Source organism: Pseudomonas sp. BN606, assembly GCF_029873115.1.
Taxonomy (GTDB): domain Bacteria; phylum Pseudomonadota; class Gammaproteobacteria; order Pseudomonadales; family Pseudomonadaceae; genus Metapseudomonas.
The window spans coordinates 209,625-234,248 of the sequence record NZ_SSOF01000088.1; the positions used below are offsets into that span (position 1 = coordinate 209,625).

Here is a 24,624-nt window from a genome sequence, read left to right on the forward strand (position 1 = left end):
GGACCGCGAAAGCTAAATCCGAAATTGCTGAACCAATTGTTGGAGCTCCGTGCCCAAGCGAGTCAGCTCAGTGCTGGCTAGCGCGACACGTTGGGTGGCATCGGCGCCTTGGTTAGCAACACTGCGAACATTCTCGACGTTCAGGCTTATCTCCACCGCAACGGTACTCTGCTCTCCGGCAGCGGCGGCAATCTGTCCGTTAAGTAGCTCGATGCTGCTTACCGCCGAGGTGATTCGGTTGAGTGACTGCCGTGCCTGTTCACCGTACGCCACTGCCTGGTTGCTTAGCTCGGAGCTCTCGGTCATTTGCTGTAGAGCACGCAAGGAAATACCTTGCAGCTCTGCGACAAGAGCTTCGATCTCGTGTGTCGACTCTTGAGTTCGCCGTGCTAGGGCCCTGACTTCGTCGGCCACTACCGCGAAGCCACGCCCCTGCTCGCCGGCACGAGCCGCCTCAATCGCCGCATTGAGTGCCAACAGATTGGTCTGCTCAGCCACCATTTTGATGACGTCCAACACGCCACCTATGCGCTCACTGCTTTGGTGAAGGTCCCTAATTACATCAGTGGATGACTTCACGTCGTTGGCAAGGCGGCCGATTTGCTCCGCGCTTTTACGCACTACATGCTCGCCAGCTTTGGCGTGCTTGTTTGCATCTGCGGCTGCTCCGGAAGCATTCTCTGCATAGTTGGCGACCGCCTCGGCAGAGGTTGCCATCTGGCGCGTGGCGTTAGCCGCGAGCGCTGTCTGGCGTTGCTGGTCAAGCGCACCGCCACTACTTTGTTGACTGGCTTCCTGTAACGCACCCGCTGCACCACGCAGTTGATCCACGCCATCCAGGATCCGACGTATGAGCTCGCGCAGGTTGGAGGTCATGCCTCCCATCGCTCGGTAAAGCTGACCGAGTTCGTCGCGCCGCGCTGTTGTGATGTTCTGGCTGAGGTCTCCAGCGGCTATGCGTTTGGCGAGGTCCAGCGTCTGATGGAGTGGTGGCAGGATCAATTGGCGGATCCCCCATCCTGCCAGCAGTGCAAGCGTGAGAATGACGCCGGCGCTGACAACCAGCAGATGCAGAATGGTATCAGCATAGTTTTCCAACCAGTCTCGATGGCTATTCAAGGCCTCATTGGCACCCTGCAATACGCGGTCGGCCAGCTCTTGCATTTGCATCGCGCTGTGCTGGTTGGCTGCGCGGCTTTCACTGTATCGCTTGAAGGCCGAGTGGTAATTGGTAAGGGCTTCTTGTGCTGCCTGGAGGATGTCCTGGTGTTCCTCGCCAATCCGACCCCGAAGCCGCGACACATCTGCCTCGGCATCGCTCATTATCTCCTTCCAAGCGGAGAGTTCTTGCTTATCGTCCCGCTGAACATATCCAAATTCATAGCCCCGCATTTGCAGGAGTAGGCGCAATAGCGTCGAGGAGTTTTCTGCAAATGTTAGGGTGTTTGGATCTAGTTCGCCTTGACCGTTCACCGATTCCCGTAAAGCACTGAACATGTCTAGCTCTACGAACTCAAGTTGAATTCGAGCGTTGTCGGCTTGTTTCTGCATTTCGGCTAACGCTAAGTCTGATTGAGTCTTAGTGGCGTGGAAATGGTCAAACTGCTCTCGATAGGCACGAGCATTGAGTCTAATTTTTTTCAATTGCTCATGGTTAACTGTACTTCTATCTTCCAGGATTTCGTTGACTCGAATGTCTAGCTTGGAGAGCTTGAGCTCTAGGAGGTCAGCGTTCTCTTGTTTGCCCGTCAGAGAGAAGTCTTTCTCGGCTCCACGAGCTTCCTGCAGAAGAAGGTTTAGTTCACCGATTGCTTGGCTCTGTCTATTGCCATCCAGTAGAAGCTCGGCTGTCTTTAAGGCCATGGCAATTGCCGCGATGGACAGCAATGAGACCAAACCAAAGGCCAGCATCATTTTTTTGCCAACGTTTAGGTCTGCGAGAAAAAATATGGTGCGTTGCAGCATCTTATTATCCTTCTGGCTGCTTTAAGAGAGAGCTTTTAATGGGCCAGGAGTCGAATACAAAAGCTCGTTAAAAGGCACTGGTTTGTGGTGGGTGGATCGCAATATATTTATTGAATTAAGCGATACATGATTCGGCTTAATCTCCTGCAGTGGCTTATCTAAATTTATTGTGCGCGCAGGTTCTGCTTGTCTAACAGGCGGATCACCTGCCGAAAGATAGTGCTTCCCGGCGTTGGCCTTCCTCTCCGGCATATCGAGGATCTTTGCAGCGTGAAAGCCTCGCACTTAGCTAGGTCGCCGTACCTGCCGGTTCAGGAAGGGTCTACTGCTGTTTCGCCCCGGGCAGGGGAGAGGGGGGCAGTTTCATTGTGGGCGGCTTCGGCTGTGGTGACTGGGGGTGAACCTGCTTGGTTAGGTGGCGCCGTGTACGACGCTGCTCCTACTTCCATAGATGGGGCGATCTACACCACCGAAATACGAGCGAGCGAGGCGCTCGGTCAGGTGATCGCGGGCAGGACAGATGGAGCAATGAGCTCGCCATTAACGACAGGGCGACCGCTCTGGCGTCGAATCGCCTCACTCCAATGCCGGCCCATACCATCGCTGTGCGAGCGGTCGTGGCTGCTGCGCGACATTACCCATCGGGAGCTTTTAACGCCGCTGGGTATGACCTGGGGGTATCCCGATCTGCGTGCTCGGAGGGCGCTGAGTTGCGTGGCGCAATATCCATTTAAGGCCTGGGGCAGACCTGCTGTGGCGCTTCACTCTGTTCGAGGCCGGCGGCGCTGCACACTTCGCCGCTTTGCGGTAGCTGCGACGATTTCAGTCCCCGATTGCTGCCTTCCCGCTTGTGGCTCGGCCTATCCATCGATAGGTGGATGCATGAAGTGCCTTGGGTACCGTCGAGACGCGTGCTTGATTGCTCACCGGTTCGGCTCCGACGGAACCACTCAGAAGGAGAGGCCGCAGGGATAGGTGAAGCGATGCCAGCTGGTTGGTCCTTCAGAAAGCTCAACTTTTCTGGGGGGCCGGCGAAAGGCACCCAACCAAGCATCCTCAAGGCGTGAAAATAAGAAAGACCGAAAGGTCGGAGGATTACATGCAAAATCTGCTTTCAAACAAGCGTTGGCAGCTCTCGTTGGTCTTCGCTATTGCTCAGGTTTCCTGCGGTATGGCCGCTGCCGCCGTTTCTTCGCAAGAGGCTCAGCAGCTGGGCACGACGCTCACCCCGATGGGGGCTGTCAAAGCGGGCAATGCGGAGGGAACCATTCCTGCGTGGAGCGGGGATAATTCGCAATGTCCTGCAAATCTCCCGAAGGGAAGTCTGGCATGGGAACCTTTCGCGGACGAGAAGCCAACGCTGACCATCACGTCGAAGAACATGGCTGAGTACGAGGGGCGACTGTCTCTCAGTGTTCAGACCCTGCTGAAGAACAATCCTGATTACCGAATTGACGTTTACCCGACTCACCGGACCGCGACTGCGCCGCAGTGGGTGTATGACGACACCAAAAAGAACGCAACCAACGCTACGATTAGCGATAGCGATAAAGCGGTGCACGGTGCCTATGGCGGCGTCCCATTCCCGATCGCCAAAACCGGCGGTGAAGCGCTGTGGAACCACTACCTTTCGTGGAAAGGTGAGGCGGTGGACACCCTCGCGGACCTCATAGTCGTTGACACCAATGGTTCCAAGTCTCTGACCGCTCGGATAGACGCCAGTCGCGTCTTCCCGTACTACGTCCAGAATGGCGAGGCGCAGTTCGACGGCAAGCATTGGCAGCTTTCCCGCGCAGAGATTAAGGCTCCCGCACGTCGAGTAGGGGAGGCTACAGTCGGGACCTTGCCGATGGATTACCAGAACGTGCCCTTCGGCTCCTGGCAGTACATGCCAGGCCAGCGCCGCGTACGCAAGCTGCCGAACGTGCAATTTGACACTCCGAACTTCTTCGTCTCTGGCGTTGCCAACTTTGACGAAGCCTACGGTTTCTTCGGTTCGCCAGAGCAGTACGAGTGGAAGCTGGTTGGGTCGAAGGAGATGTACATCCCCTACAACACCAACAAGCTGCTCAAGGCCGGCCAGGATGCGGCGATTGGCGAGCGCTTCTTCAACCCTGACCATGTCCGTTGGGAGCTGCATCGCGTCTGGCAGGTAGAAGGCAAAGTGCGAAGCGGTGTGCGGAACGCCGTGGCGAGCCGTACCCTGTACCTGGATGAAGACACGTGGAACATCGTGTTGAGTGACCTGTGGGACACTCAAGGCAAGCACTGGCGCGGCGGCATCATGTACTCGAGCATTTCCTGTGATCTGCCGGGTATCGTGGCATTGCCTTTCCAGAACATCGACTTCCAGCAGAATGCGTATGTAGTCGGTGAGTGGAGTGACCATTACACCCCACGACAGGCTCGACCACGCTCCTTCTATTCCGCGGAGTCCTTGGTGCAGAGCGCGCAGCGCTGACGAAAAGAAAGGGGGGCAGACTGCCTGTGCCCCCCTCGATTCGCGCATTCAATGATACGGGCCGCGCCGCCCGCGCTGACCTGATAAGAAGAAGCTAGCTAGCGAGACTTTCACTGGCTGAAGCGTCACTACAAGAGGCTACCTACCGCCCTGACGGAGGTTCGAGATGCACCGTGACACCTATGCCGTTGCCCCCGTCGTCGCGATAAAGCCAGAAAGTCGCACGCCGCTGTCGGCCACCAGGAGTCCAGCCTTTAATACCCAGGGATTGATCGTACGTCCTCGGTTGATGAAACAGCTCCGAGCTGCTCAGGGCCAGAGAGTGATCTCTCTACGCGCTCCCGCGGGGTATGGTCGATCCACACTACTGTCGCAGTATTTCATCGAGCTACAAGCGTCGGGAGTTGCATGCTTCTGGGTCGGGTGTCGCAATGATGCTGACGCCACGGAGATGCTCATTGCTTTGCGCGATGTGTTTTGTCGTCGAGCCGATCTGGCATCTTTGCATGCTGACCCGGGCTCCTGTCTGCGTAGTGCGACGCAGCTAAGGGACATCAGGACGCCCTTGTTTGTCTTTATCGACGATCTGCAGTGCGTAGAGGGCGCAGCCCTTGAGGCAATTGACGAGCTGTTGGAGCGGGCGCCTGCCAACCTCCATTTTCTGCTTTCCGGGCGCGGCCAGCCTTCGCTTCGGCTGGCTCGCTTTCGCATGCGAGGTGAGTTGTTGGACCTGGATGTCCACGATATGGCTTTCGATGAAGACGAAGTCGCCTGTCACTTTGGGAATCAGGGCTTGGAGTCCTCCTTGGTTTCAGATGTACCAACTCCTTTTCAGCGTATTGAGGGATGGGTTGGTGGTCTGAATCTCTTGAGCCGCGCGATCAGATCGGACGGTGGTCAAGTCAGCAATCTCACCAGTATTGAGGAAAGAGCGCTCTTTCAGGAGTTTTTCTTCGAAGAGGTTTTTGAGCCGCTGGAATCTGATCTCCAGGATTTCCTAGTGTCCTGTGCCATTCTGGAGCGTTTGGAGCCCGAAGCCTGCGCGATAGTCAGCAAGCGAATAGACGGTCTGAGCCTGCTTAAGGAGTGCCAGTCCAGAGACCTGTTTGTTTTTACTGATCACCCCAAATCGCAGTCTTATCGGTTGCATACCCTGTTTCGTGAGTTCCTGCTCACGTATCTATCGGAAAATGATGGGGCCAAGCTGAGCTATTTGCACCGGGAGGCAAGCGACTTCTACGTGCTCAAAGAGGAATTCTTCAAGGCGTTCAATCATGCGTTGAGCTCCGGAGACCAAGAGCTGGCCGCGAGCATTATTGAAGATAACCATGTGGCTTTCTTTGAGCGAAGCGATGACATCGCTTGGCGAATGGTTGAGCAGCTTCCTTCCTCACTAATAAGTCGTTACCCCCGGATTCTGATCTCGCAAGCTTGGTCCATGCTTCATCTATGGAAGTTTGAGACGGCCAAGGAGTTGCTCGCCCAGGCTAGGCGTTGTCTCGGTGATCCGGAATACATAGCAAAGTACTCGCCGGAATTTATTGAGGTAATGCGGAGCGAGCTTCTTCATCGAGAGGCCATGTTGTCAATGATGATTGACGATACGCCACTGTTGGAGACGCAGGCTCGTAGCCTTGTTGAGAAGTACAGTGACGCGCATCCCATCATTCGCGGTAGCATCTACAACGCGTTGCTGTATGCGCAGAGGGAGCGCTTCAAACTCGATGAGATTGAAAGGTTGAGTAACCTGACGCGTGAATATCTCAGTCGGGGTGAAAGCAAGCTCTCCATTATTGTGCATGAGGCGGTAATTGGTCCTTCCCGATTTATGGGCGGACAAACCGAGGCCGTTATCACTGGACTCACTAAAGCGCTCACTGCAGCGGAGTCGATCGCTGGCATAGGGTCGCCCTATGCAACTATCCTTGCTCTGCCGCTGGCGGAAGTGCATTACGAGCGCAACGAACTGGATCAGGCGCGTCGGCTGCTAGAAATATACTTGCCGCACGTGGAGGCCGAGGGCTTCGTAGATCAAGCGATCGCAGGATGGCTCACCGCAGCGCGTCTCGCGTTCAATGATGGTGATCCAGAAACCGCATTCGATTTGCTCGACAAAGCTGAAGTAGCCGCCGCCAAGCATGGTTTTGACCGTCTGCATTATTCGGCCCTGGCTGAACGCCTGCGCTGCCTGTTACGCATGGGGGAAGTGAATGAAATGATCCGTCAGGGCCGGAAGCATGGCTTGATTGGGCAATTCAGTCATTTGAAGCCGTCGCTGGGCGTGACCACCAAGGATGAGGTAAAGGCACTTTGTAGCGTACGTGTGGCCATTGCGCAGAATCGGCTCAACGAAGCGATGGATCTGGCCAAGCATTGGCAGCGTTATTTGGCTAAAGCTGACGCTACCCGCAACTTCCTCCGTTGGGATGTGGTGCACACTCATTTGCTAGTCCTAACTGGCGATGAGCGCGGGGCTCAGCGAAACCTTAAGCGCTCTCTAGAGCTTGCGGCTCGGGGGCGTTTCATTCGCACCTTCTCGGACGAGGGAGCTTGGCTCAGTGGTCTGCTAATGGGAGCGGAGTCAGCAAGTGGAGAAGAAGGAAAGTCCGCCGAGGAGTTTATTGAGGAAGTCCTAATTTCATTCCGTGATACGAAAAACTCCGTTGCAAAGAGGGCAGAGCCAGCAGTCGTTGAAAACGTCCTGGGAGCTTTGAATGGACGTGAAATCGAGATACTTCAACTGGTTGATGAAGGCCTCAGAAACAAAGAAATAGGTCGAAAGCTGAGTATCACGGAGGGATGTGTGAAGTGGTACCTGCAACAGGTATTTGACAAGATTGGAACGCGTCGCCGTGCGCAGGCGGCCAGCAGAGCTCGACAGCTGGGGCTCATGCGTTGAGTACACGCCGAAATTTATGGATATCAACTGGATATCGGGCGGTTACTATCTTTTGATAGGTTTTTTAGTTGGTGGAATGCCTCTATCTTAAATTTGCCAGCCTTCGAGTTGGTACGTTTAAATACATTGGGAAAGCAAGTGCTGCTTTTCTCTCGCGTGAGTGTGGAGGCAAAACAATGATAATAAATCGCGTCTGCAAAAGTGCCTGCGCTGATTTTCTTGAAAATGCCGTTCGTGGAAGCGAAGCGAAGCTGATTAAAGCTGCTTCGCGAGGGGCAATAATTGTTGCGGGCGTCGGGTTTAGTGCGGTAAGTCAGGGCATGGCGTTCGATCTTGGTCCTGAGATTACGGCAGACTGGACAAATACAGTTAAATATACCGCTGGGGTTAGAACTGGGAGTGGAAACTCTAATAACCTGAATGATCCGAACTCTGATGAGATTGAGCGAAATTTTGATGAGGGCGATCTGGTGATGAACCGGGTGGATCTGCTCACAGAGCTCAACCTGAAATACCAGAATTTTACGTTCAACTTGAGCGGCGCTGGCTGGTATGACGATGTCTATAATTCCAGCAACAGTAACGACTCCCCTGAAACGTTCAACCCGTTCAGTGTTGAAAATGATCAATTTACTTCTGCTACCAAGCGCTGGGCGGGACAAAGCTTTGAGTTGATGAATGCCTTTATCGGCGCGCAATTCGAGCCAGGTGGAATGCCTTTGAGTTTCCGTTTGGGGCGGCACACGTTGCTCTGGGGCGAAAGCTTGTTCTTTACGGACAACGGCATTGCATCCGCTATGGCGCCGGTCGATGTCTACAAGGCCCTCAGCGTACCTAACATCAAGGCTCAGGAAGTGTTCCTTCCGGTAAACCAGTTGTCTGCGAGTGCGCTGCTGAGCGATGAGTGGACGGTGGAGGCCTTCTATCAGTTTGAATGGGAAAAGTCGCGCCTCCCGCCTGTAGGTACGTTCTTTGCGTCGACGGACGTCCTGGACGAAGGTGGCGAACGTATCATCGTGGGGCCCGGTGCGTTCCTTTACCGGGGCTCGGATGATGAAGCGGATGCTCCTCAATTTGGGGTATCACTTCGCTGGCGGCCGGCTCAATACAATTTTGACCTAGGGCTATACGCTATTCGCTACAACTACAAAGAACCCCGTGTAATGACGGAGTTGTCTGGTGGATTTGATCCGGCAACAGGTTCTGTTGGTACTTATCATCTGGAGTATAAAGAGAATATCGAACTGTATGGAGTTAGCGTTAACTCCAGTATTGATAATCTCAATTTGGGTGCCGAGCTCAGTTACCGCCATAATATCCCGCTGCGCGTATCGACCAGTGTCCTTCAGCCGGACTCCTTGGGGGATACAGTGAATGCTCAGGTTTCCGCCATTTATGTCGGCAATGCAGGCATGCTCTGGGACAATATAACTTTTGCTGGTGAGATTGCTGGTCATAAATTGGCGAAGGTTACTCGGAATGGCGATCAGCGCGATACCACTTTGAATAGTTTTGCCTATGGTGCGCGTGGTGTGGTTACCTTGGATTACTACCAAGTTGCTCCAAGTCTTGATCTGTCCGTGCCTATCGGTATTGGTTATGTGTTCAAAGGTAGGTCCCCGACCTCGGGGGCATTCGGCAACTATGGGGAAAACCAAGGCGGGGACGTCACCGTCGGTCTGGCTACTACCTATAAGCAAACTTGGCAAGCGGCTATTAACTACACCAAATTCTTTGGTAATGATGATGATAACCGTTATGTCGGTCGTGACTTTGTAGCGCTTACGCTAAGCACAAGCTTCTAGTTTACAGCTTAGGCTGGTCTTGCCCTCGCTTTGCGAGGGCTTTTTTATATTGTGGGCAGTTGCGGTGGTTGTGTGTTTTTAGGGATTGAATAGCGTCTATCTTAAGATAGGTTATGCGCTCTTCAGGTCGGTGTAGATTTTAGCCTAGACGCTAGGATTCTTCGGGATCCGCGTGAAGGTGGCTAGTTCATTCGCTGAGTAATGGGCTCGTAAAGATAATAACAAATAGGGGTTTAATCGCCCCGTGGACAAAGCTATGCGTGCAAATAAAAAGGCCTTGCTGCTGACCTTGCTATTGTCGATTACCTGGTGCACTAGTCATGCGCATGCAGGTGAGCGTACTCGGCCCGTGGTCCTAGATCGACCGGCGGTCACTATCAAGCATCCAGATAAAGGGTTTTTGTTGGCAGCGGCACGGGCCGGCAATAGGTTGGTGGCCGTTGGTGAGAAAGGTTTGATCGTTCTTTCCGATGATCAGGGAGCTACCTGGAGACAGGCTCGTGAAGTACCAGCGAGCGTCCTGCTGACCGATGTTGCCTTCGCAAATGATACTTCCGGTTGGGCCGTTGGGCATCTGGGGGTGGTTTTGCACACAGAGGACGGTGGGGAGACCTGGAGCCGTCAGCTCGATGGAATCCAGGCGGCGCAGTTGGTACTCGCGGAAGCCGTCCACCACAGCACTGCTGGCACCGCTTCTTCCGTAGATCAGCCATTGGATGCGCTGACTAGTGCCCAGAATCTTGTTGCGGACGGACCTGACAAGCCATTTCTATCGTTAAGCATTCGCGGCGCAAGAGAGGTCTTGGTTGCTGGTGCCTATGGATTGATGTACCGCACCGTAAATGGGGGGCTTTCATGGACTTCCGAAAACAGTGCGCAAGTTAACCCGGGAAGTCTTCATTTCTACGCTCTTACACAGTCCCAGGGGCCTCTGTACGTGGCCGGTGAGCAGGGCTTGCTGCTGAGTAGTGAAGATGGGAAACGATTCCGGGCGCTTCAACAACCTTACGAGGGCACATTGTTTGGTGCTGTGGTTACCAAGAACAGTGATGTTCTAGCGTTTGGTCTCAGAGGTAACTTGGTGCGCTCAAGTGACCATGGGCAGAGCTGGAGCAGAATTGAAAGCGGTGTCTCTGCCTCATTGCAGGCCAGTGAGATATTGGATGATGGTGCGGTAGTTCTCGGTAGCGATAACGGCCAGATCATTGTAAGCCGAGATGGGGGAGAAAAGTTCTCTCCTCTTGCGCAGTCCAATCAGCCTGTCGCTGACATCCTTCAACTTTCAAGGGAGAAGTTGTTGGTTGTGGGACCTCTTGGTGTAGAAATTGTTCAGCTGGAGGCAAAGTAAAATGCAATTCCAAACCGGGGCATCCTCTAGTTCGTTTCAAGTTGGTGATAGTTCGTTCCTCGAGCGACTGTTGTTTGAGAATCGCGGAGTCATCCTTCTCCTTTGCCTGCTGATAACGGTGTTTCTAGGGTATCAGGCACGCTACCTTGGATTGAATGCTAGTTATAAATCGGTAATTCCCCATGATCATCCATATATCCAGAACTATCTTACCCACGAAAAGGATTTGAAGGGGTTGGGGAATACTCTTCGTGTGGTTGTGGAAAATAAATCTGGGAGCATTTTGGACCCCCACTACCTGGATACTCTGCGCAAAGTCAACGACGAGATTTTTGCGCTGCCAGGGGTCGAACGGCCGTATTTGCAATCACTCTGGACGCGCAGCACGCGCTGGCTTGCAGTAACCGAGCAGGGTATTGACGGTGGGCCCGTCATGCCGGACGCCTATGATGGTTCAAAGGCCAGCTTGGAAGAGTTGCGACTCAATATTATGCGGTCCGGGGAAGTCGGTCGTTTGGTCGCCAGTGACTTTCAATCCAGCGCAATTATTGTGCCCCTCCTTGAGTACGATGCCCAGGTTGGCCAGAGCCTCGACTACGGACAGCTATCCAAGCAGTTGGAGGTGATCCGGGCAAAGTACGAAAGCGATAACGTCGGCATTTACATCATCGGATTCGCTAAGGTAATGGGGGATTTGATCGATGGCTTGGTAGAGATTCTGATCTTCTTCGGTGTGGCAATCGCCATTGCCACTGTCATGGTGTACTGGTTTACCCGCTGCCTGCGCAGCACGATGCTGGTAGTGCTGTGTTCCCTTGTGGCCGTACTGTGGCTGCTCGGCATGCTGCCGCTTATGGGCTTCCACCTTGATCCATATTCGATCCTTGTGCCGTTCTTGATTTTTGCCATTGGCATGAGCCATGGCGCACAGAAGATGAACGGCGTGATGCAGGATGTCGGGCGCGGGCTATCAAAAGTGGACGCTGCGCGTAACACATTCCGACGTCTGTTCATGGCTGGATTTACTGCCCTGGTATGCGATGCCGTAGGCTTTGCTGTTCTGTTTATGGTCAATATTCAGGCAATCAGGGAGCTGGCACTAGCCGCAAGCCTTGGCGTCGCTATCCTTATCTTTACCAACTTGATCCTGTTGCCGATTCTGCTCACTTATACGGGCGTCAACCGTCATGCCGCTGAGCGTGCCCTTCGTAGCGAAGAACGCGCTTTAAATGGCAATAGCGGGCCGTGGGGACTGCTTGTCCGGTTCACTCAGCGCCGTTGGGCATTTGGTGCAGTCTGCGTTGCATCATGCCTGGCTATCGGGGGGGCCATATTGGCCTCACAGCTGAAGATTGGTGATCTTGATGCTGGCGCCCCGGAGCTCAATCCGGACTCACGATACAACCGGGACAATGCGTACATCACCACAAACTACTCAACCAGTAGTGACGTGATGGCAATCATGGTGACTACTGCTGATGAACAGTGCGCTGATTACGATACGGTGGTTGCTGTGCGCGATCTGCAGGGGCGCCTGCAGCAGCTTCCTGGAGTAGAGGCTACCAATTCATTTGCCGACCTAGTGCGTCAGATGGGGGCGGCTTTCAATGAAGGTAGCTTTAAATGGGCTGAGATCGTCCCTAATCAGGTAGTGCTCAACACTGTTATGACTCAGGCCACGCGTGGGTTGTTCAATGGTGATTGCAACATGCTCACGGTCTACGCTTACCTGCGCGATCACAAAGCTGAGACTTTACAGCAAGCTGTAGAGGTGGTTGAGCGCTTCGCTGCAGAGTCAAACACTAAGGAAGTAAAGTTTTTGCTGGCGGCAGGTAACGCTGGGATTGAGGCAGCCACTAATCAGGTGGTTAAAAAAAATAACTACCTGATGCTTTTGGGGGTGTATGTCGCGGTTATAGTTCTGAGTCTAATAACGTTCAAATCGTGGCGGGCGGTATTGGTAGCGATATTGCCGCTTGCGCTGACTAGTATATTGGCTGAAGCTCTGATGGTGCTCGTAGGGGTAGGGCTTAAGGTTTCCACATTGCCAGTTACTGCGTTGGGCGTGGGGATCGGTATCGACTACGCACTATATATTCTTAGCATAATGCTGCTCTGGTTGAGGATGGGGTATAGCTTAGAAGAAGCGTATGCACGTTCACTGATGTTTGTTGGCAGGGTGGTGTTGCTGACTGGTATGACGCTAGCCGCTGGCGTGGCCACGTGGATGTTCTCGCCAATTAAGTTCCAAGCTGATATGGGTTTGTTGCTGGCGTTTATGTTCCTCGTTAATATGTTTGGTGCATTGATCCTACTTCCGAGTCTAGCGGCTTTCCTCCTGAAACCGAGCAAGGTAGCTAAGGAGAAAGTTGAGGCGGACGTTCGGCTTAAGGAAAAGTGCGAAGCTGTATGATTGGCTCCTAAAAGTGTCACCCTTTGAACCCACTCCGGTGGGTTCTTTTTTATACAGGGGACCATGTGGGGCGTAGTTAAAGTCTCCACGGTTCAGAGCTGGGATATGAGCTAAACAGCGGTGTGACCAGGTCTAAGAGCACGCGCCTGCATTGGCCCTTGGCACCACTCCCATGAAAGTCTCCTCTGGCTCCGCATTACTATCTTGCGATAGGTACTGCGTTGGCTGTCTCTTCCTATTCTCCAGATTGCAGCATCTCTCTGTGAGCCGGAACCTCTTATTACGAGTGTTTCTCTCCAGCACCGTAAGCGTACGCCGAACTCACCTTGCGTGATTCAGGCAGGCACCCACTGATGCGGCAGCAGTTGGCCGATATCACTTGCTCGCTGCGTCGGCAGTCGTGTCAGCACGTCCTTGAGATAGGCATACGGATCATGTCCGTTCATGCGGGCCGACTGGATCAGGCTCATGATTGCCGCCGCCCGTTTGCCGCTGCGTAGCGACCCGGCAAACAGCCAATTGGAGCGACCTAGAGCCCACGGGCGGATCTGGTTCTCGACTTGGTTATTGTCGATGGGCACAGCACCATCCTCGACATAGCGAGTCAGTGCCTGCCAGCGTTTGAGGCTGTAATCCAAGGCTTTCGCCGTGGCTGATCCGTTGGGCACCCGATCACGTTGGGCCAGCATCCAGTCATGCAGCGCGGCGAGGATCGGTGAGGCCTTTTCCTGCCGTATTCGCCCGCGTTCTTCATCGCTCATGTCGCGCACTTGGCGTTCGACTTCGTACAGCCCAGCGATCGAGTGCAGCGCTTGTTCAGCCAGTTGGCTTTTGTTCGCCGCGTGCAGATCGAAGAACTTGCGGCGGGCGTGGGCCATGCAGCCGATTTCGGTGATGCCTTGCTCGAAACCGGCCTTGTAGCCAGCAAAGTCGTCGCAGACCAGCTTGCCATTCCACTGGCCAAGAAAATTGCGCGCATGCTCGCCGGCACGGCTGGGGCTGAAGTCGTAGACCACGGCCTTCAGATCGGCGAAGGGCGTGGTGCTGTAGGCCCAGACGTAAGCCCGATGGGTTTTCTTTTCGCCCGGCGCGAGCATTTGCACCGGGGTTTCGTCAGCGTGGATCACGCGTTGGCCCAGCACCGCTTCGCGCAGCGCATCGACCAGCGGCTGGAGCTGCACGCCGGTTTGCCCGACCCACTGCGCCAGCGTCGAACGAGCGATAGCCAGGCCGGCACGGCCGAAGATCTTTTCCTGCCGGTACAGCGGCAGGTGGTCGGCGAATTTGGCCACCATCACGTGCGCCAACAGGCCAGCGGTGGGGATACCCTTGTCGATCACCTGCGCCGGCACCGGCGCCTGGATCAGCGTTTCGCACTGGCGGCAGGCCCATTTCCCACGCACATGCTGCTCGACGGTGAACACGCCCGGCGTGTAATCCAGCTTTTCGCTGACGTCTTCACCCACGCGTTGCAGCTGGCAGCCGCAGACGCACTGGGTGTTCTCCGGTTCGTGATGGATCACGGTGCGCGGGAGTTGCGGTGGCAGCGGTGCACGCTTGGGCTGCTGGCGTGCTTCGGCCGGCGCAGCCGGCGGATTGACCGCTTTCAGCTCCGCCTCGATGGCCACGATGTCGGTGTCGAGCAGGTCATCCAGCAGGCGGCCCTGGTCAGGGCTCAGTTGCTCGCTGCGCTTGGCAAACTTGTGCCGCTTGAGGATGGCGATTTCGTGGGTGAGGTTCTCGATCACCGTTTGGTCGCGGTGGATCTTCTTGCCCATCACGTCGACCTGCGTGAGCAACTGCGCAGCCAGGGCGCGCAGCTGGTCAGGAGTCAGTTGGTCGAGATTGGGCGAAGCAGTCATGCCGCTGATTGTGCCAGAGCCGGCGGTCAGCGGAGATAAACCGATGGGCTAATGGCAGGTGCTACAGCACTGTGATCGCGCCGGCGGCGCCGACACGCTGCCAGGGTAGGCCAAGAACCAAAGCCTGAAGTTGCTCGGTGTCGAGCTCGACCTCCGAGCCATGCCGGATGCCTGGCCAGTGAAACTTGCCCTGGTTTAATCTCCGCGCGGCCAGCCAGATACCCACGCCGTCATGCACCAGGACTTTCATGCGGTTGGCGCGGCGATTCGCGAACAGATAGGCACAGTGCGGCTTCGCCGCACCGAACACGGCCACCACACGGGCCAACGCGGTGTCGGTGCCGGCGCGCATGTCCATCGGCTCGGTGGCGAGCCAGATGGTATCGATGCGGATCACGGGGTGAGCCCACGCACAAAGCGGGCGCAACCTTCAGGATCGGAGGCTGGCCATTTCACCGTGACCGCTTGCTCGCCAAGGGACAACTCAATGATTGCGAACGCCTCAGTGGTTCGTTTGGGCGTGGCCCTCAATGGAACGAACGCCGGCAACGCCGCTGGTGGCTGATCTCGGTAAAGCGGTAGCCACTTGCGGATGACGTTGGCGTTGATGCCGTGGCTGATGGCAACGCTGGAGAGGGTCGCACCGGGTTGCAGGCATTCCTGAACAACCTGGGCCTTGAATAATTTGGGGTAAGAGCTTCGTTGGCGCATGGAAATCCCGGCGATAAGGGCTATCGCGTCCGCTTAAAAATACGCGGACACCATCGCCCTTAATGCTGGAGTTCGGAAGGTGACTTGGCTGGACGCTTACCCAGCACCTCCATCAATTGAGTCACAACTAGCCGCCATGACCCAGCCTCGACCTCCAGCACTCGCTCAGCATTTTCCTGATACCCATATGCGGAATTTCAGCTCTCTGGAGTTGGCGCGGTTCAGTTTTGATACCCGTTGTAAACAGTTGCAGCCCCCGGCAGATATGCAGGTGGAGCGGGTTAACCTGAACGGTGTAAGTGCGATGTGGGCCATCCCAGAGGACTACGTCGGGTCCAGGACACTCGTATACGTGCATGGTGGAGGGTTTGTGTTGGGATCTGCCGAGGCCTTCGTGGGGCTGGCCGGCAATCTGGCTCTGCAGGCGGGTGCACGGGCGTTGATCCTTGACTATCGTTTGGCACCCGAACACCCATTCCCGTCTGCACGCGAAGACATTCTTGCTGCTTACCATGCGCTTCTTGGCAATGGTATTGCTGCGGAAGAAATAGTGTTCGCAGGAGATTCGTCAGGGGCGAATCTGATTCTTTCGTTGCTGGAAGATGCTAAGTGCCAATGTCTACCTTTGCCCGCAGCGGCACTTCTTATATCGCCTTGGGTCGACCTCAGTTTGCAGCACGAGAGCTTCACGACCAAAGCAGCTAGCGACATTTGCCTTACCCCAGAGTGGCTGGCGAACTGCGCCTCTCTTTACTTGGGAGAGATTTCCGCGGTAGATCCAAGAGTGTCAGTGCTGCAGAACAGCATGATCGGATTGCCCCCCATGATGATACAGGTGGGCTCAAACGAATTGCTTCTCGATGACTCGCTTAGGCTGGCAAGGCACGCAGGTGGGATGGGAGTGCGGGTGAGATTGGACGTGTGGCCGAATATGTTCCATCTCTGGCACAACCATGCGTCAGAGTTGGAGGAGGGTGATGCTGCCTTGCTCCAGGGGGCGGAGTTCCTAGCCGCGAATCTGCCTTAGCCTTCCGGTGGCATTGTACGAGCATCGGGAAAGAGTCAAAGACAGAGGATAAGGACACGGCCAGTATGAAGACCGTGCCCTTTCTCCATCGTGCGGGCTTGCAAGGCGAACTAGAAGCTCAATGTGGCAACGTCTGCACCAATTCTACCGCTTGCCGTCATGCCAGGGGCCAAGTGGAAGTCGTACGAGATAGCTGGTACTTCAGGGTGGGGAGCGTTGTTGTCCAGGGTTGGGGTCACGATCAGCGTGGTTGAACTCACTCCGAAGACTGCGTCGTCATCGATGTAGCAATCCCCAGCTATGTAGAGGGCGGTTACGAGCTCTTTGTGCTCGGGGGCGCTGATCAGGTAGTGGATATGAGCTGGTCGGTACCCATGGCGACTTTGGGCATCTAGCATGCGTCTTACCGGCCCGTCGTCAGGTAGCGGGTAGCTTTTCGGCATGACCGTGAAGGCATGGTAACAACCGTTCTCGTCAGTGCTGTAGACGCCCCGCGTATCCATTTCCTGTCCGCGCTGAATGTCATAAACCCCTTCTGAATCGGTCTGCCAGATCTGCACTGTGGCATTGGGGATCGGATTTCCATCCGTATTCAGGATTCGGCCATAGAGCTGAAGCTGGGGGCCATTGCAGCGGCGTGCCATTGATTCACTGGCCTGGTAGTTCGGTGCATTCTCCCGATAGAACGGACCGAGCAGACTGCTTTCGGTGGCTTGGTTTACCCCACTCCCATCCTGAAGCAGATTAACGATAGTGCTCAGACCGAGGGCATCCGAGAGGAGGATGAACTCTTGTCGATCGCTATTACACATTTGACCGGTCGCTGTGAGAAATGCAATTCCAGTCAACCATTCTTCAGGTGTCAGGTTTGCTTCAATGGCAAATGCATGCAAATGTCGAACTGCGCATTCCATCAACGTGCGTAGGCGTGTGGAGGGTGTTGTAGACATTTGTGCAATGACTGAGTTTGTCAGTTGAGATAATCGTTCATCACCGAGAGTGGTAGTCATCTTGTTATGGTCCTCTTGTGATACTGATCTTGGAGAGCTCTTAATAAAAACTTCTCGGATTTATCAAATGTTCCGCAGGTTTCATCTGTGATCTATCAGAATGAATTGTTTGCGCCTTGGCTGACGATGGAAGATTCGAGGCGAGCGGCGTACGAGACCTGCCGAGGAATGAATGCCGGGAGAGACCCCGGCATAAATGGCGTTAATTTCAGACGGTTTGCGCTGAAGGAAGGCCGGTGACGTCGATTCGACGATTGTCCTTCTTGTAGGGGGCAGGCGCGACGCGGGCGCGGATGTGCTTCTGACGGGTGCCGGGATGGCCCCAAACCACTACAACCTCCGTACCTGGGGTCGCGTACTCTTGGTCGATAACACACAACGACAGCATTTCGCGGAAGGTGTAGCTGTAGCATCGCGAGCTCGAAACGCCGATTTCGTGGCCATCCACTAGCACTTTGTCCATCCAGGTCAAACCCAGCAGGTTTCGGGGCATTTCCATATAGGTGTATGGCTCTGCGTCCTTGCTCAGAAACGAGGCTGAAACGTCGGATACATCTTCGCCATTCCAGACGAGAGTGACCATTGTCCGACGTGGATTGGCCGCTTCTTCTAGAGCGGCGCGACCGATGAATTCGTGGTCGAACTTCACGTTCTTACCCCAGCCGAGCTCGAACGGCGTGCGGGCATAAGTTGTGAAGTCCCTGCTTTGAGCACTACCGGCGACAGCAAGCCACTCCATGAAGTAAGGCATGCTCTGCAGGATCACACCGAGAAAGTCGCGTTGATCGTCACCGAACATTGCCGGTAAATAGTCCACGGTCGGTGTGGGGAAGCAGGCTTCGACGTGATTCACCATCTTGCTGCGTCCGCCAAGACGGCGGATGCCATATCGCTCTCCCACCTTAAGAATCGTGTTGTAGATTTCGACACCGTTGTGGCTCTCGCCGTGAAGTTCGTATCCGAGTTCACCGGCCATGCCTTGGCGGAGCACGTTGAAGGTCATGCCATTGATGCTGGACTTGCGGAATCGCATGAAGCCGATGTCGCGCAAACTTTCGCCCGTGAGCTCCTCCAGGAGAAGCAAGGAGTTGGGGCCTTGGACCTGGAATGCGAAATAGTCTTCGGTAACGACTTCGGCCTTGGCGTTGTAATTACCCTTTGCAAATTGATACATCGCCCAGGCGACTCCGGGCCCACTGGTGTAAATGAAGCTTTCTTCGGAGAGGCGCATCAGGACGCCATCTCCCATTATCTTGCCGGATACATTACAAAGAACCGCATGTTTGGCTTGACCGATGTCGAATTTTGCAAAGCTGTTTACGGAAATTGAGGAGAAGAAAGACAGAGCGTCCGGCCCAGTAATTTTCAGTTTCATTAGCGGGGACCAGTCGCCGATGAAGCAAGTTTTCTTCCAAGACTCGCACTCATCGATCCAGTTGGTGTATTCCGTGGGCTCAAGCTCGAAGAAGAAACGTGTGTAAGAGGTGGTGCGAGGGTCGTCCGGTACTTGCGCTACGTGGTATAGAGGCTGCGGATTTGCTTTGCTCATGGTATTTCCTTAACTTTCTTGTATTGAAGTGTCGAACAAAAGGTTAACGGCTATCATCCAGTTCCAAGCTTCGGACATAAAAACTGAGATTGCCGCCGCGGCGCGTAACACTTGCGTTATTGCGGTTAACTTGGACAGATTTGAATCGATGAGCAGCGTGTTCTTACGGTGTTTGGACACTAAGAGACGGTGATGTAAGCCCTAGTCCCTACGCCGCCAATGTCACGATCGGTATTTTCTAGTGAGGCCGATTCGATGCAGTAAAAGCTCCGGATGTGCATAGGCTCAAGATAAGCGTGTGTGAGTGCTTAATCCCCTATCCTCAGATAGGGGGAATTACTTGGAATGTTTGTCTAGCCTGCATAGGCATGATAAATCGGCCGTCCCCGGCTGAAACGCTTATGTACATGCGTTCTAAGTAGTAGTCTCATAAAAGGAAATAAATAAGATGATGAGCTTCGAAAATGAAACTGTCCTGATTACCGGCGCAGCCAGCGGCATGGGGGAGTCTCATGCGCGCGCGTTCCATCGTCTGGGCGCGAATGTTGTCATTGGCGATATCGCAAAGGACAAAGGCCAGGCGCTTGCAGACGAGTTGGGCGAACGTGCGATGTTCGTTACTCTGGATGTAACTGATGAAGAGTCTTGGGATGCTGCTCTGGAGCAGGCTCGCACCTTTGGTCTGGTCTCTGTATTAGTTAATAACGCCGGTATTATTGGCTTTGACCCGCTTGATGGCCGCGAGAAGGCCATTTTTCAACGGACGCTCGATATCAACCTTACGGGCGTATATCTTGGAATCTGCTCTGTTGTCGCTGGAATGAAGGAACTGGGTCGCGGCAGTATCATCAACATTGGTTCCACTGCCGCCGTCCAGGGATATCCTTTGGCTTCTGCTTATTGCGCCAGCAAGTGGGGCGTGCGTGGTCTGACTAAGGCGGCGGCGTTGGAGCTCGCTCACGACAATATTCGAGTAAATGCGGTGTTCCCTGGGGCAGTTCACACGCCGATGACTGCGCCACATGATCTCAGTGGAATGCTTTCTATTCAGGCTATCCCGCGGGCGGCACAGCCGGAAGAAATCAGCCGTATGGTGTTGTTTATTGCGCACCAGGATTCGGGCTTTATTACTGGCGGTGAGTATTTGGTAGATGGCGGCACTACGCTTGGACCGTTACCGAAAAACTGGCGTGAGAACCATCAGTAATCGTCTTGTTGCCTAGTGCCTCTTGTACAGGATGCATTCGGTGTTCTGTACAAGCGCTTGTCGCTACCCCTAGCCGCCAAAGTAGAGGTCGGAGGCCGAACTGCCCGCCAATGAAAAAGCGCCGGTGAGCGCTGCCCGCCGGCGCTTTCTCTTGCTCCTTCCCCCCCCCCAATTCCTTCACAGCAAGCGAAGCCACCTTTTGGGCCAGGCCTTATGCCCCGGGAAGTCGATTTTCTGCCCGGGGCAACACCTGTCCATGCTAAGTGCGTGGCTTCGTCGCGCGCCTCGTGGAGGTTGTATGCATTACTATGGTCGCGGTTGGCTCACGGAATCGAAGGCCAGCCTCGAAAGCCCGGCGGCAATGTGCAATTGACGCTGGAATGCATGCAAGCTTCAGGGATGTCTGCGGTGTAGCGTTGTGGGGTGGTTTGGGCGGCAGCGACGATCAGCAGGATGGCGATGGTAACTGCGAGGCCGATGGAAATTATTTTTGTTCTCATGGCTATGCCTCTGGTTGGAGCAGGACAGCCATAGCGTCTCTATTTGCGTTTCAAAAAGGTCCTATCTTTCGATAGCTGTGCTGGCCATCTCGGAATAGGGGTGACCTAGTGCGAAGCGGCAGCATGAAAGTAGGACCGGCATGCAACACTCACCGACCTTTTCTACTGCTCCTCCTCCTTCGGCGTCGGCATTCCACCAGCGTCCTCACCAGGCATTCCCAGATTCCGGTAGGAAGTCATCGTAGATTTCCTTCATCAACTGCCTGAGCCAGCGATTCGCCTCATCGTGGTGAAAGCGGGGATGCCAGTACTGACAAATTGGGAATGGCGCGAGATCCACTGGGGGTTTCAGGCGTCGAACCCAGCCGTACTCATCGAAGATACGGCCGATCTCTCCTGGAACGGTCGCAATCAGCTCAGGGTCATTCTTGATCAGCATGGGAATGACCAGGTAGTGGGGGGTCAGCAGGAACACACCACGCTTGATACCGTGCTCGTCCAGCGCTCGATCGTAGTGCGTGGTCTTGCCCCCGAGATTGATCACGATGTGCTTCATACGGGTGAATTGCTCAAGGCTGATCGAGTCCCCAACCTGTCGGTTTTCCCGACTGACGATCGTGACAAACTTGTGGAAGAACAGATTCTGCTGGAAGAGTTCGTCGTTTACGGCAAGCTGCGATCCCATCGCAAGGTCAGCCTCGCCCGACTCTAGCGTCGCAGCTATGTTTTCGGGCCTGACCTGCAGCGTTTGAATGGTGCAGTGTGGTGCTCTGCGCTTTAGCTCCTGGATCATCCTGGGTAGAAACACGAGTTCGCCCATGTCGGTCATGCAGAACTTGAACGTACGGATCGCCGTGCTCGGGTCGAAGCGAGTTTGGGTGAGTAGCGAGTTTTGTACCGTGCTGATGACCCCCAGTATCGAGACTGCTAACTGCTCGGCCTTGGGCGTCGGCCTCATGCCGTCACCGACCTTGATAAACAGCGGATCGTTGAAGAAGTCCCGCAATCGTTTCAGCGCGTGACTGACCGCGCTTTGCGAGAGATCCAGGCTGTCAGCGGCCCGGGTCACGCTGCCCTCCCGAATCAGAGCATCGAAGACCGGCAGGAGGTTTAGGTCGAGCTTCTTTTCGCTATGAATGCTGTGCATGGGGTCGAGTATTTTTGTGATCGTGATGCATTAAGGTATTCCAAGAGGTTCGTTACTTGAAACGCCGGATGGGATTCGGCATCGCTGAACCAGTGGGCAACTCACCGCGACTGCGATATTCCCGCCACCAGGAGAGTGGGGCGGGTAGGCGCTGTGCTCGATCCCTACCTGGCGAGCGTGCTGATCGACATAGGATGGAGTCTCGAACAGCGCGTTCTCGCTTGGCCTTTTTTGGTGTAGCTGGTGCCGTTGCTACGACGCGCTGAGCAATTCGCACATGAGCGAGAAAACTGGCTGGATCATTATGCACGGCGTGCATTCTGTGCATCTATGGCATGCGTGGATCTCATTTTATCTAGTTTTTATAGTGACTCAGACGTCAGTGCGGCTGCGCTGATGCCCACTCCAATAAAAACGATGATCGGAGACCGCTGTGTCCAATCCAAAATTCATTCTGCTGTTGTCGTGCCGTAATACCGCCGGAATCGTGAAGGATGTTTCCAGCTACCTCTTTGACCAGGGATGCAACATCCTCGATGCGCAGCAATTCGATGATCTGGATACTCAGCAGTTCTTCATGCGGGTGGTGTTCGACGCGATAGACAGCGCGACGCAACTGGTACTCGAGGACATCAAGGCTGGATTCGCCGATGTTGCCCATCGGTACGGCATGGAGTGGTCGCTGCGTCCGCAGGACCAGCGCAAGCGCGTAATGCTGCTCGTGTCCGGCTATGACCATTGCCTGCGCGACCTGCTTTACCGCAGCCGAATCGGCGAGCTGCCGATGGAGATATCGGCCGTTGTCGCCAACCATCCCCAGGAGCGATACGCCGCGGTTGATCTGCAGGGCATAGCGTTTCACTACCTGCCAGTGACCCGGGATAACAAGTCCCAGCAGGAAGAGAAACTGCTTGCCTTGATCGAGTCCACCAGGACCGACCTAGTTGTGCTCGCTCGCTACATGCAGATCCTCTCCGATGACCTCTCGCGCAAGCTGGATGGGCGCTGCATCAACATCCATCACAGCTTCCTGCCGGGATTCAAGGGCGCGCGTCCCTATCACCAGGCCCATGAGCGTGGCGTGAAGCTGATTGGCGCGACCTCGCACTTCGTCACCGCCGACCTGGACGAGGGCCCGATCATCGAGCAAGACGTCGAGCGCATTTCCCACCGCGATAGCGCGGAAGATCTCGTACGTAAGGGGCGTGACATCGAACGACGCGTCCTGGCCAGGGCAGTGCGCGCCTATCTGGAAGACCGCGTCATTCCGAACGGTCGCAAAACCATCGTGTTCGAAGGCTGACGCCTGGCCACGCATAACAACAATTCGTTGAAGTAACCGAGGTAAAGACATGCTCCCCAAGAATTTCAGAAAGACTCCAGAGGGCTATTTCACGTCCCGTTGGGGGCAGCCTGAGTACACGGACTGGCTCGACGAGAGCATGTCCTGGAAGGACCACTGCTACATCGGTGATTGGTCGTTCCTTTGGCAGCGGCGTTACCGTGGACCGGACGTGTTGAAGCTTTTCTCCGATACCTCCATCAACAGCTTCGCCAAGTTCGACATCATGCAGTCCAAGCATGTCACCCACTGCAATCGTGATGGCAAGGTGATCCATGAGGGTATCCTCAGCCGCTGGGGGGAGGATGACTTCATGCTCTTCGGTCGCGGCGGCTTCCTCATGGACTTCCACCTACGCAAGGGTGATTACAACGTCAGCTCGGAGGTTGTCGAAGGGTTCAAATTCCAGGTTGCTGGGCCCAAGGCTGCCGCATTGATCGAGAAGCTGACAGGCGTGGCCCTGGCGGACATCAAGTTCATGCACTCGCAAGTGGTGAAGATTGCCGGGCATGAGGTCTACGCGCTGCGACAGGGCATGTCCGGGGAGCCTGGTGTGGAGCTGCAAGGTCCTGCCGAACATGCTGCCGAGGTGTATGAGGCAGTGGTGCGAGCCGGCGAAGCGTTCGGGATTCGCAAGCTGGGTGGTCGAGCTGCCTTCATCAACCACCTGGAAGCCTGTTTCCCCACTATCGTGACCGACTACCTGCCGGCGATCTTCAGCGAGGACATGGCTGAGTATCGCGCCGAATTCGAAGCGTCTCTGCCGGCGTTCGCCTCGACCTTCAACGTTGCCGGCAGCTTCGAGGCTGATGATGTCAGCGCCTGGTACCGCAGCCCTGTCGAGCTCGGTTGGGGGCGCAACATCAAGTTCGATCACGACTTCATCGGCCGCGAGGCCCTGGAAAAGGAAGTGGCCAACCCACGCCGGGTGATTCGCACCCTGGTGTGGAATCCCGATGATGTGCTCAAGGTATTCGCATCCCTGTTCCAGAAGGGCGAGCACTACGCCTTCATGGAGATGCCCCGGGATCAGCGCGGTTTCATGTATGCCGACAAGGTGCTGGTGAACGGCCGTGAGGTCGGCGTTTCCACCTCTCGTGGCTACAGCTACTTCTTCCGCGAGATGCTCTCGCTGTGCACCCTGGACATCGCCCAGGCAGAAGTAGGTACTGAAGTCACGGTTATCTGGGGCAATCCGGGCGAGCCGCAACTGCCCATCCGCGCCACTGTCCAGCCCGCACCGTACAAAACCGACAACCGCCGCAGCTGAGTCGGCAAGGCCCTGGGTCTCAGGGCCTGCTTCATCTGTAAGACCCGGAGAAACAATGTCCGCATTCCTGATCGACGGAAAAGCCGAAGCCCGGCAACTGCGTGAACG

16 protein-coding genes are annotated in these 24,624 nt (G+C 55.1%); 9 read left to right on the forward strand and 7 right to left on the reverse strand.

The features are described from left to right. Positions 1-12: 12 nt before the first annotated feature. Positions 13-1,965, reverse strand: a complete 1,953-nt coding sequence (locus E8E75_RS29285; RefSeq protein ID WP_280360141.1) for a methyl-accepting chemotaxis protein — start codon at positions 1,963-1,965, stop codon at positions 13-15. A 1,099-nt stretch (positions 1,966-3,064) separates the two neighbouring features. Between E8E75_RS29285 and E8E75_RS29290 the strand changes: the two genes are divergently transcribed. The 5 genes from E8E75_RS29290 to E8E75_RS29310 all read left to right on the forward strand — a co-directional run bounded on the left by E8E75_RS29290 (position 3,065) and on the right by E8E75_RS29310 (position 12,891). Then, positions 3,065-4,426 carry a DUF1329 domain-containing protein gene (locus E8E75_RS29290; protein WP_280360143.1) on the forward strand — a complete coding sequence of 454 codons (1,362 nt, stop codon included), beginning with the start codon at positions 3,065-3,067 and terminating at the stop codon, positions 4,424-4,426. Positions 4,427-4,592: 166 nt separating this feature from the next. Beyond that, positions 4,593-7,325, forward strand: coding sequence for a LuxR C-terminal-related transcriptional regulator (locus tag E8E75_RS29295; RefSeq protein ID WP_280360145.1), 2,733 nt, complete (start codon positions 4,593-4,595; stop codon positions 7,323-7,325). Between the two features lie 176 nt (positions 7,326-7,501). Further along, entirely contained in the window at positions 7,502-9,130 is a 1,629-nt protein-coding gene (locus tag E8E75_RS29300; protein WP_280360146.1) for a DUF1302 domain-containing protein, read from the forward strand. 256 nt (positions 9,131-9,386) lie between these two features. Next, positions 9,387-10,478 carry a glycosyl hydrolase gene (locus E8E75_RS29305; protein ID WP_179060065.1) on the forward strand — a complete coding sequence of 364 codons (1,092 nt, stop codon included), beginning with the start codon at positions 9,387-9,389 and terminating at the stop codon, positions 10,476-10,478. Position 10,479: 1 nt separating this feature from the next. Beyond that, on the forward strand, positions 10,480-12,891 hold the full coding sequence (locus tag E8E75_RS29310) for an MMPL family transporter (RefSeq protein WP_280360148.1): 2,412 nt from the start codon (positions 10,480-10,482) through the stop codon (positions 12,889-12,891). A gap of 335 nt (positions 12,892-13,226) precedes the next feature. Here E8E75_RS29310 and E8E75_RS29315 read toward each other — a convergent pair whose 3' ends face one another. The 3 genes from E8E75_RS29315 to E8E75_RS29325 form a co-directional block, all read right to left on the reverse strand. Then, positions 13,227-14,753, reverse strand: a complete 1,527-nt coding sequence (locus tag E8E75_RS29315) for an IS66 family transposase (RefSeq protein ID WP_280360150.1) — start codon at positions 14,751-14,753, stop codon at positions 13,227-13,229. 61 nt (positions 14,754-14,814) lie between these two features. After that, the gene (gene tnpB / locus E8E75_RS29320) at positions 14,815-15,150 is read right to left on the reverse strand and encodes an IS66 family insertion sequence element accessory protein TnpB (RefSeq protein WP_165671676.1); all 336 of its coding nucleotides are present in this window, start codon (positions 15,148-15,150) and stop codon (positions 14,815-14,817) included. Next, positions 15,147-15,464 carry a transposase gene (locus E8E75_RS29325; protein ID WP_280360154.1) on the reverse strand — a complete coding sequence of 106 codons (318 nt, stop codon included), beginning with the start codon at positions 15,462-15,464 and terminating at the stop codon, positions 15,147-15,149. The genes tnpB and E8E75_RS29325 overlap by 4 nt, the downstream gene beginning before the upstream one ends. 79 nt (positions 15,465-15,543) lie before the next feature. Here E8E75_RS29325 and E8E75_RS29330 point away from each other — a divergent pair, with 79 nt between their 5' ends. Continuing rightward, the gene (locus E8E75_RS29330) at positions 15,544-16,491 is read left to right on the forward strand and encodes an alpha/beta hydrolase (RefSeq protein WP_280360156.1); all 948 of its coding nucleotides are present in this window, start codon (positions 15,544-15,546) and stop codon (positions 16,489-16,491) included. Between the two features lie 110 nt (positions 16,492-16,601). Here the strand turns inward: E8E75_RS29330 and E8E75_RS29335 are convergent, their stop codons facing one another. Together E8E75_RS29335 and E8E75_RS29340 are read right to left on the reverse strand one after the other, a co-directional pair. Then, positions 16,602-17,501: a dioxygenase gene (locus E8E75_RS29335; RefSeq protein WP_280360158.1), complete on the reverse strand. Its 900-nt coding sequence runs from the start codon at positions 17,499-17,501 to the stop codon at positions 16,602-16,604. 208 nt (positions 17,502-17,709) lie between these two features. After that, positions 17,710-19,050, reverse strand: coding sequence for an aminomethyl transferase family protein (locus E8E75_RS29340; protein ID WP_280360159.1), 1,341 nt, complete (start codon positions 19,048-19,050; stop codon positions 17,710-17,712). Positions 19,051-19,498: 448 nt separating this feature from the next. Here E8E75_RS29340 and E8E75_RS29345 point away from each other — a divergent pair, with 448 nt between their 5' ends. After that, entirely contained in the window at positions 19,499-20,257 is a 759-nt protein-coding gene (locus E8E75_RS29345) for an SDR family NAD(P)-dependent oxidoreductase (protein ID WP_280360161.1), read from the forward strand. Between the two features lie 705 nt (positions 20,258-20,962). Here the strand turns inward: E8E75_RS29345 and E8E75_RS29350 are convergent. Beyond that, on the reverse strand, positions 20,963-21,904 hold the full coding sequence (locus tag E8E75_RS29350) for a LysR family transcriptional regulator (protein ID WP_280360162.1): 942 nt from the start codon (positions 21,902-21,904) through the stop codon (positions 20,963-20,965). A 433-nt stretch (positions 21,905-22,337) separates the two neighbouring features. Here E8E75_RS29350 and purU point away from each other — a divergent pair, with 433 nt between their 5' ends. Together purU and E8E75_RS29360 are read left to right on the forward strand one after the other, a co-directional pair. After that, complete coding sequence (gene purU, locus E8E75_RS29355; RefSeq protein ID WP_280360163.1) at positions 22,338-23,207, forward strand: formyltetrahydrofolate deformylase; 870 nt, start codon at positions 22,338-22,340, stop codon at positions 23,205-23,207. A gap of 49 nt (positions 23,208-23,256) precedes the next feature. Next, positions 23,257-24,516, forward strand: a complete 1,260-nt coding sequence (locus tag E8E75_RS29360) for an aminomethyl transferase family protein (RefSeq protein WP_179057973.1) — start codon at positions 23,257-23,259, stop codon at positions 24,514-24,516. Positions 24,517-24,624: the final 108 nt, after the last annotated feature.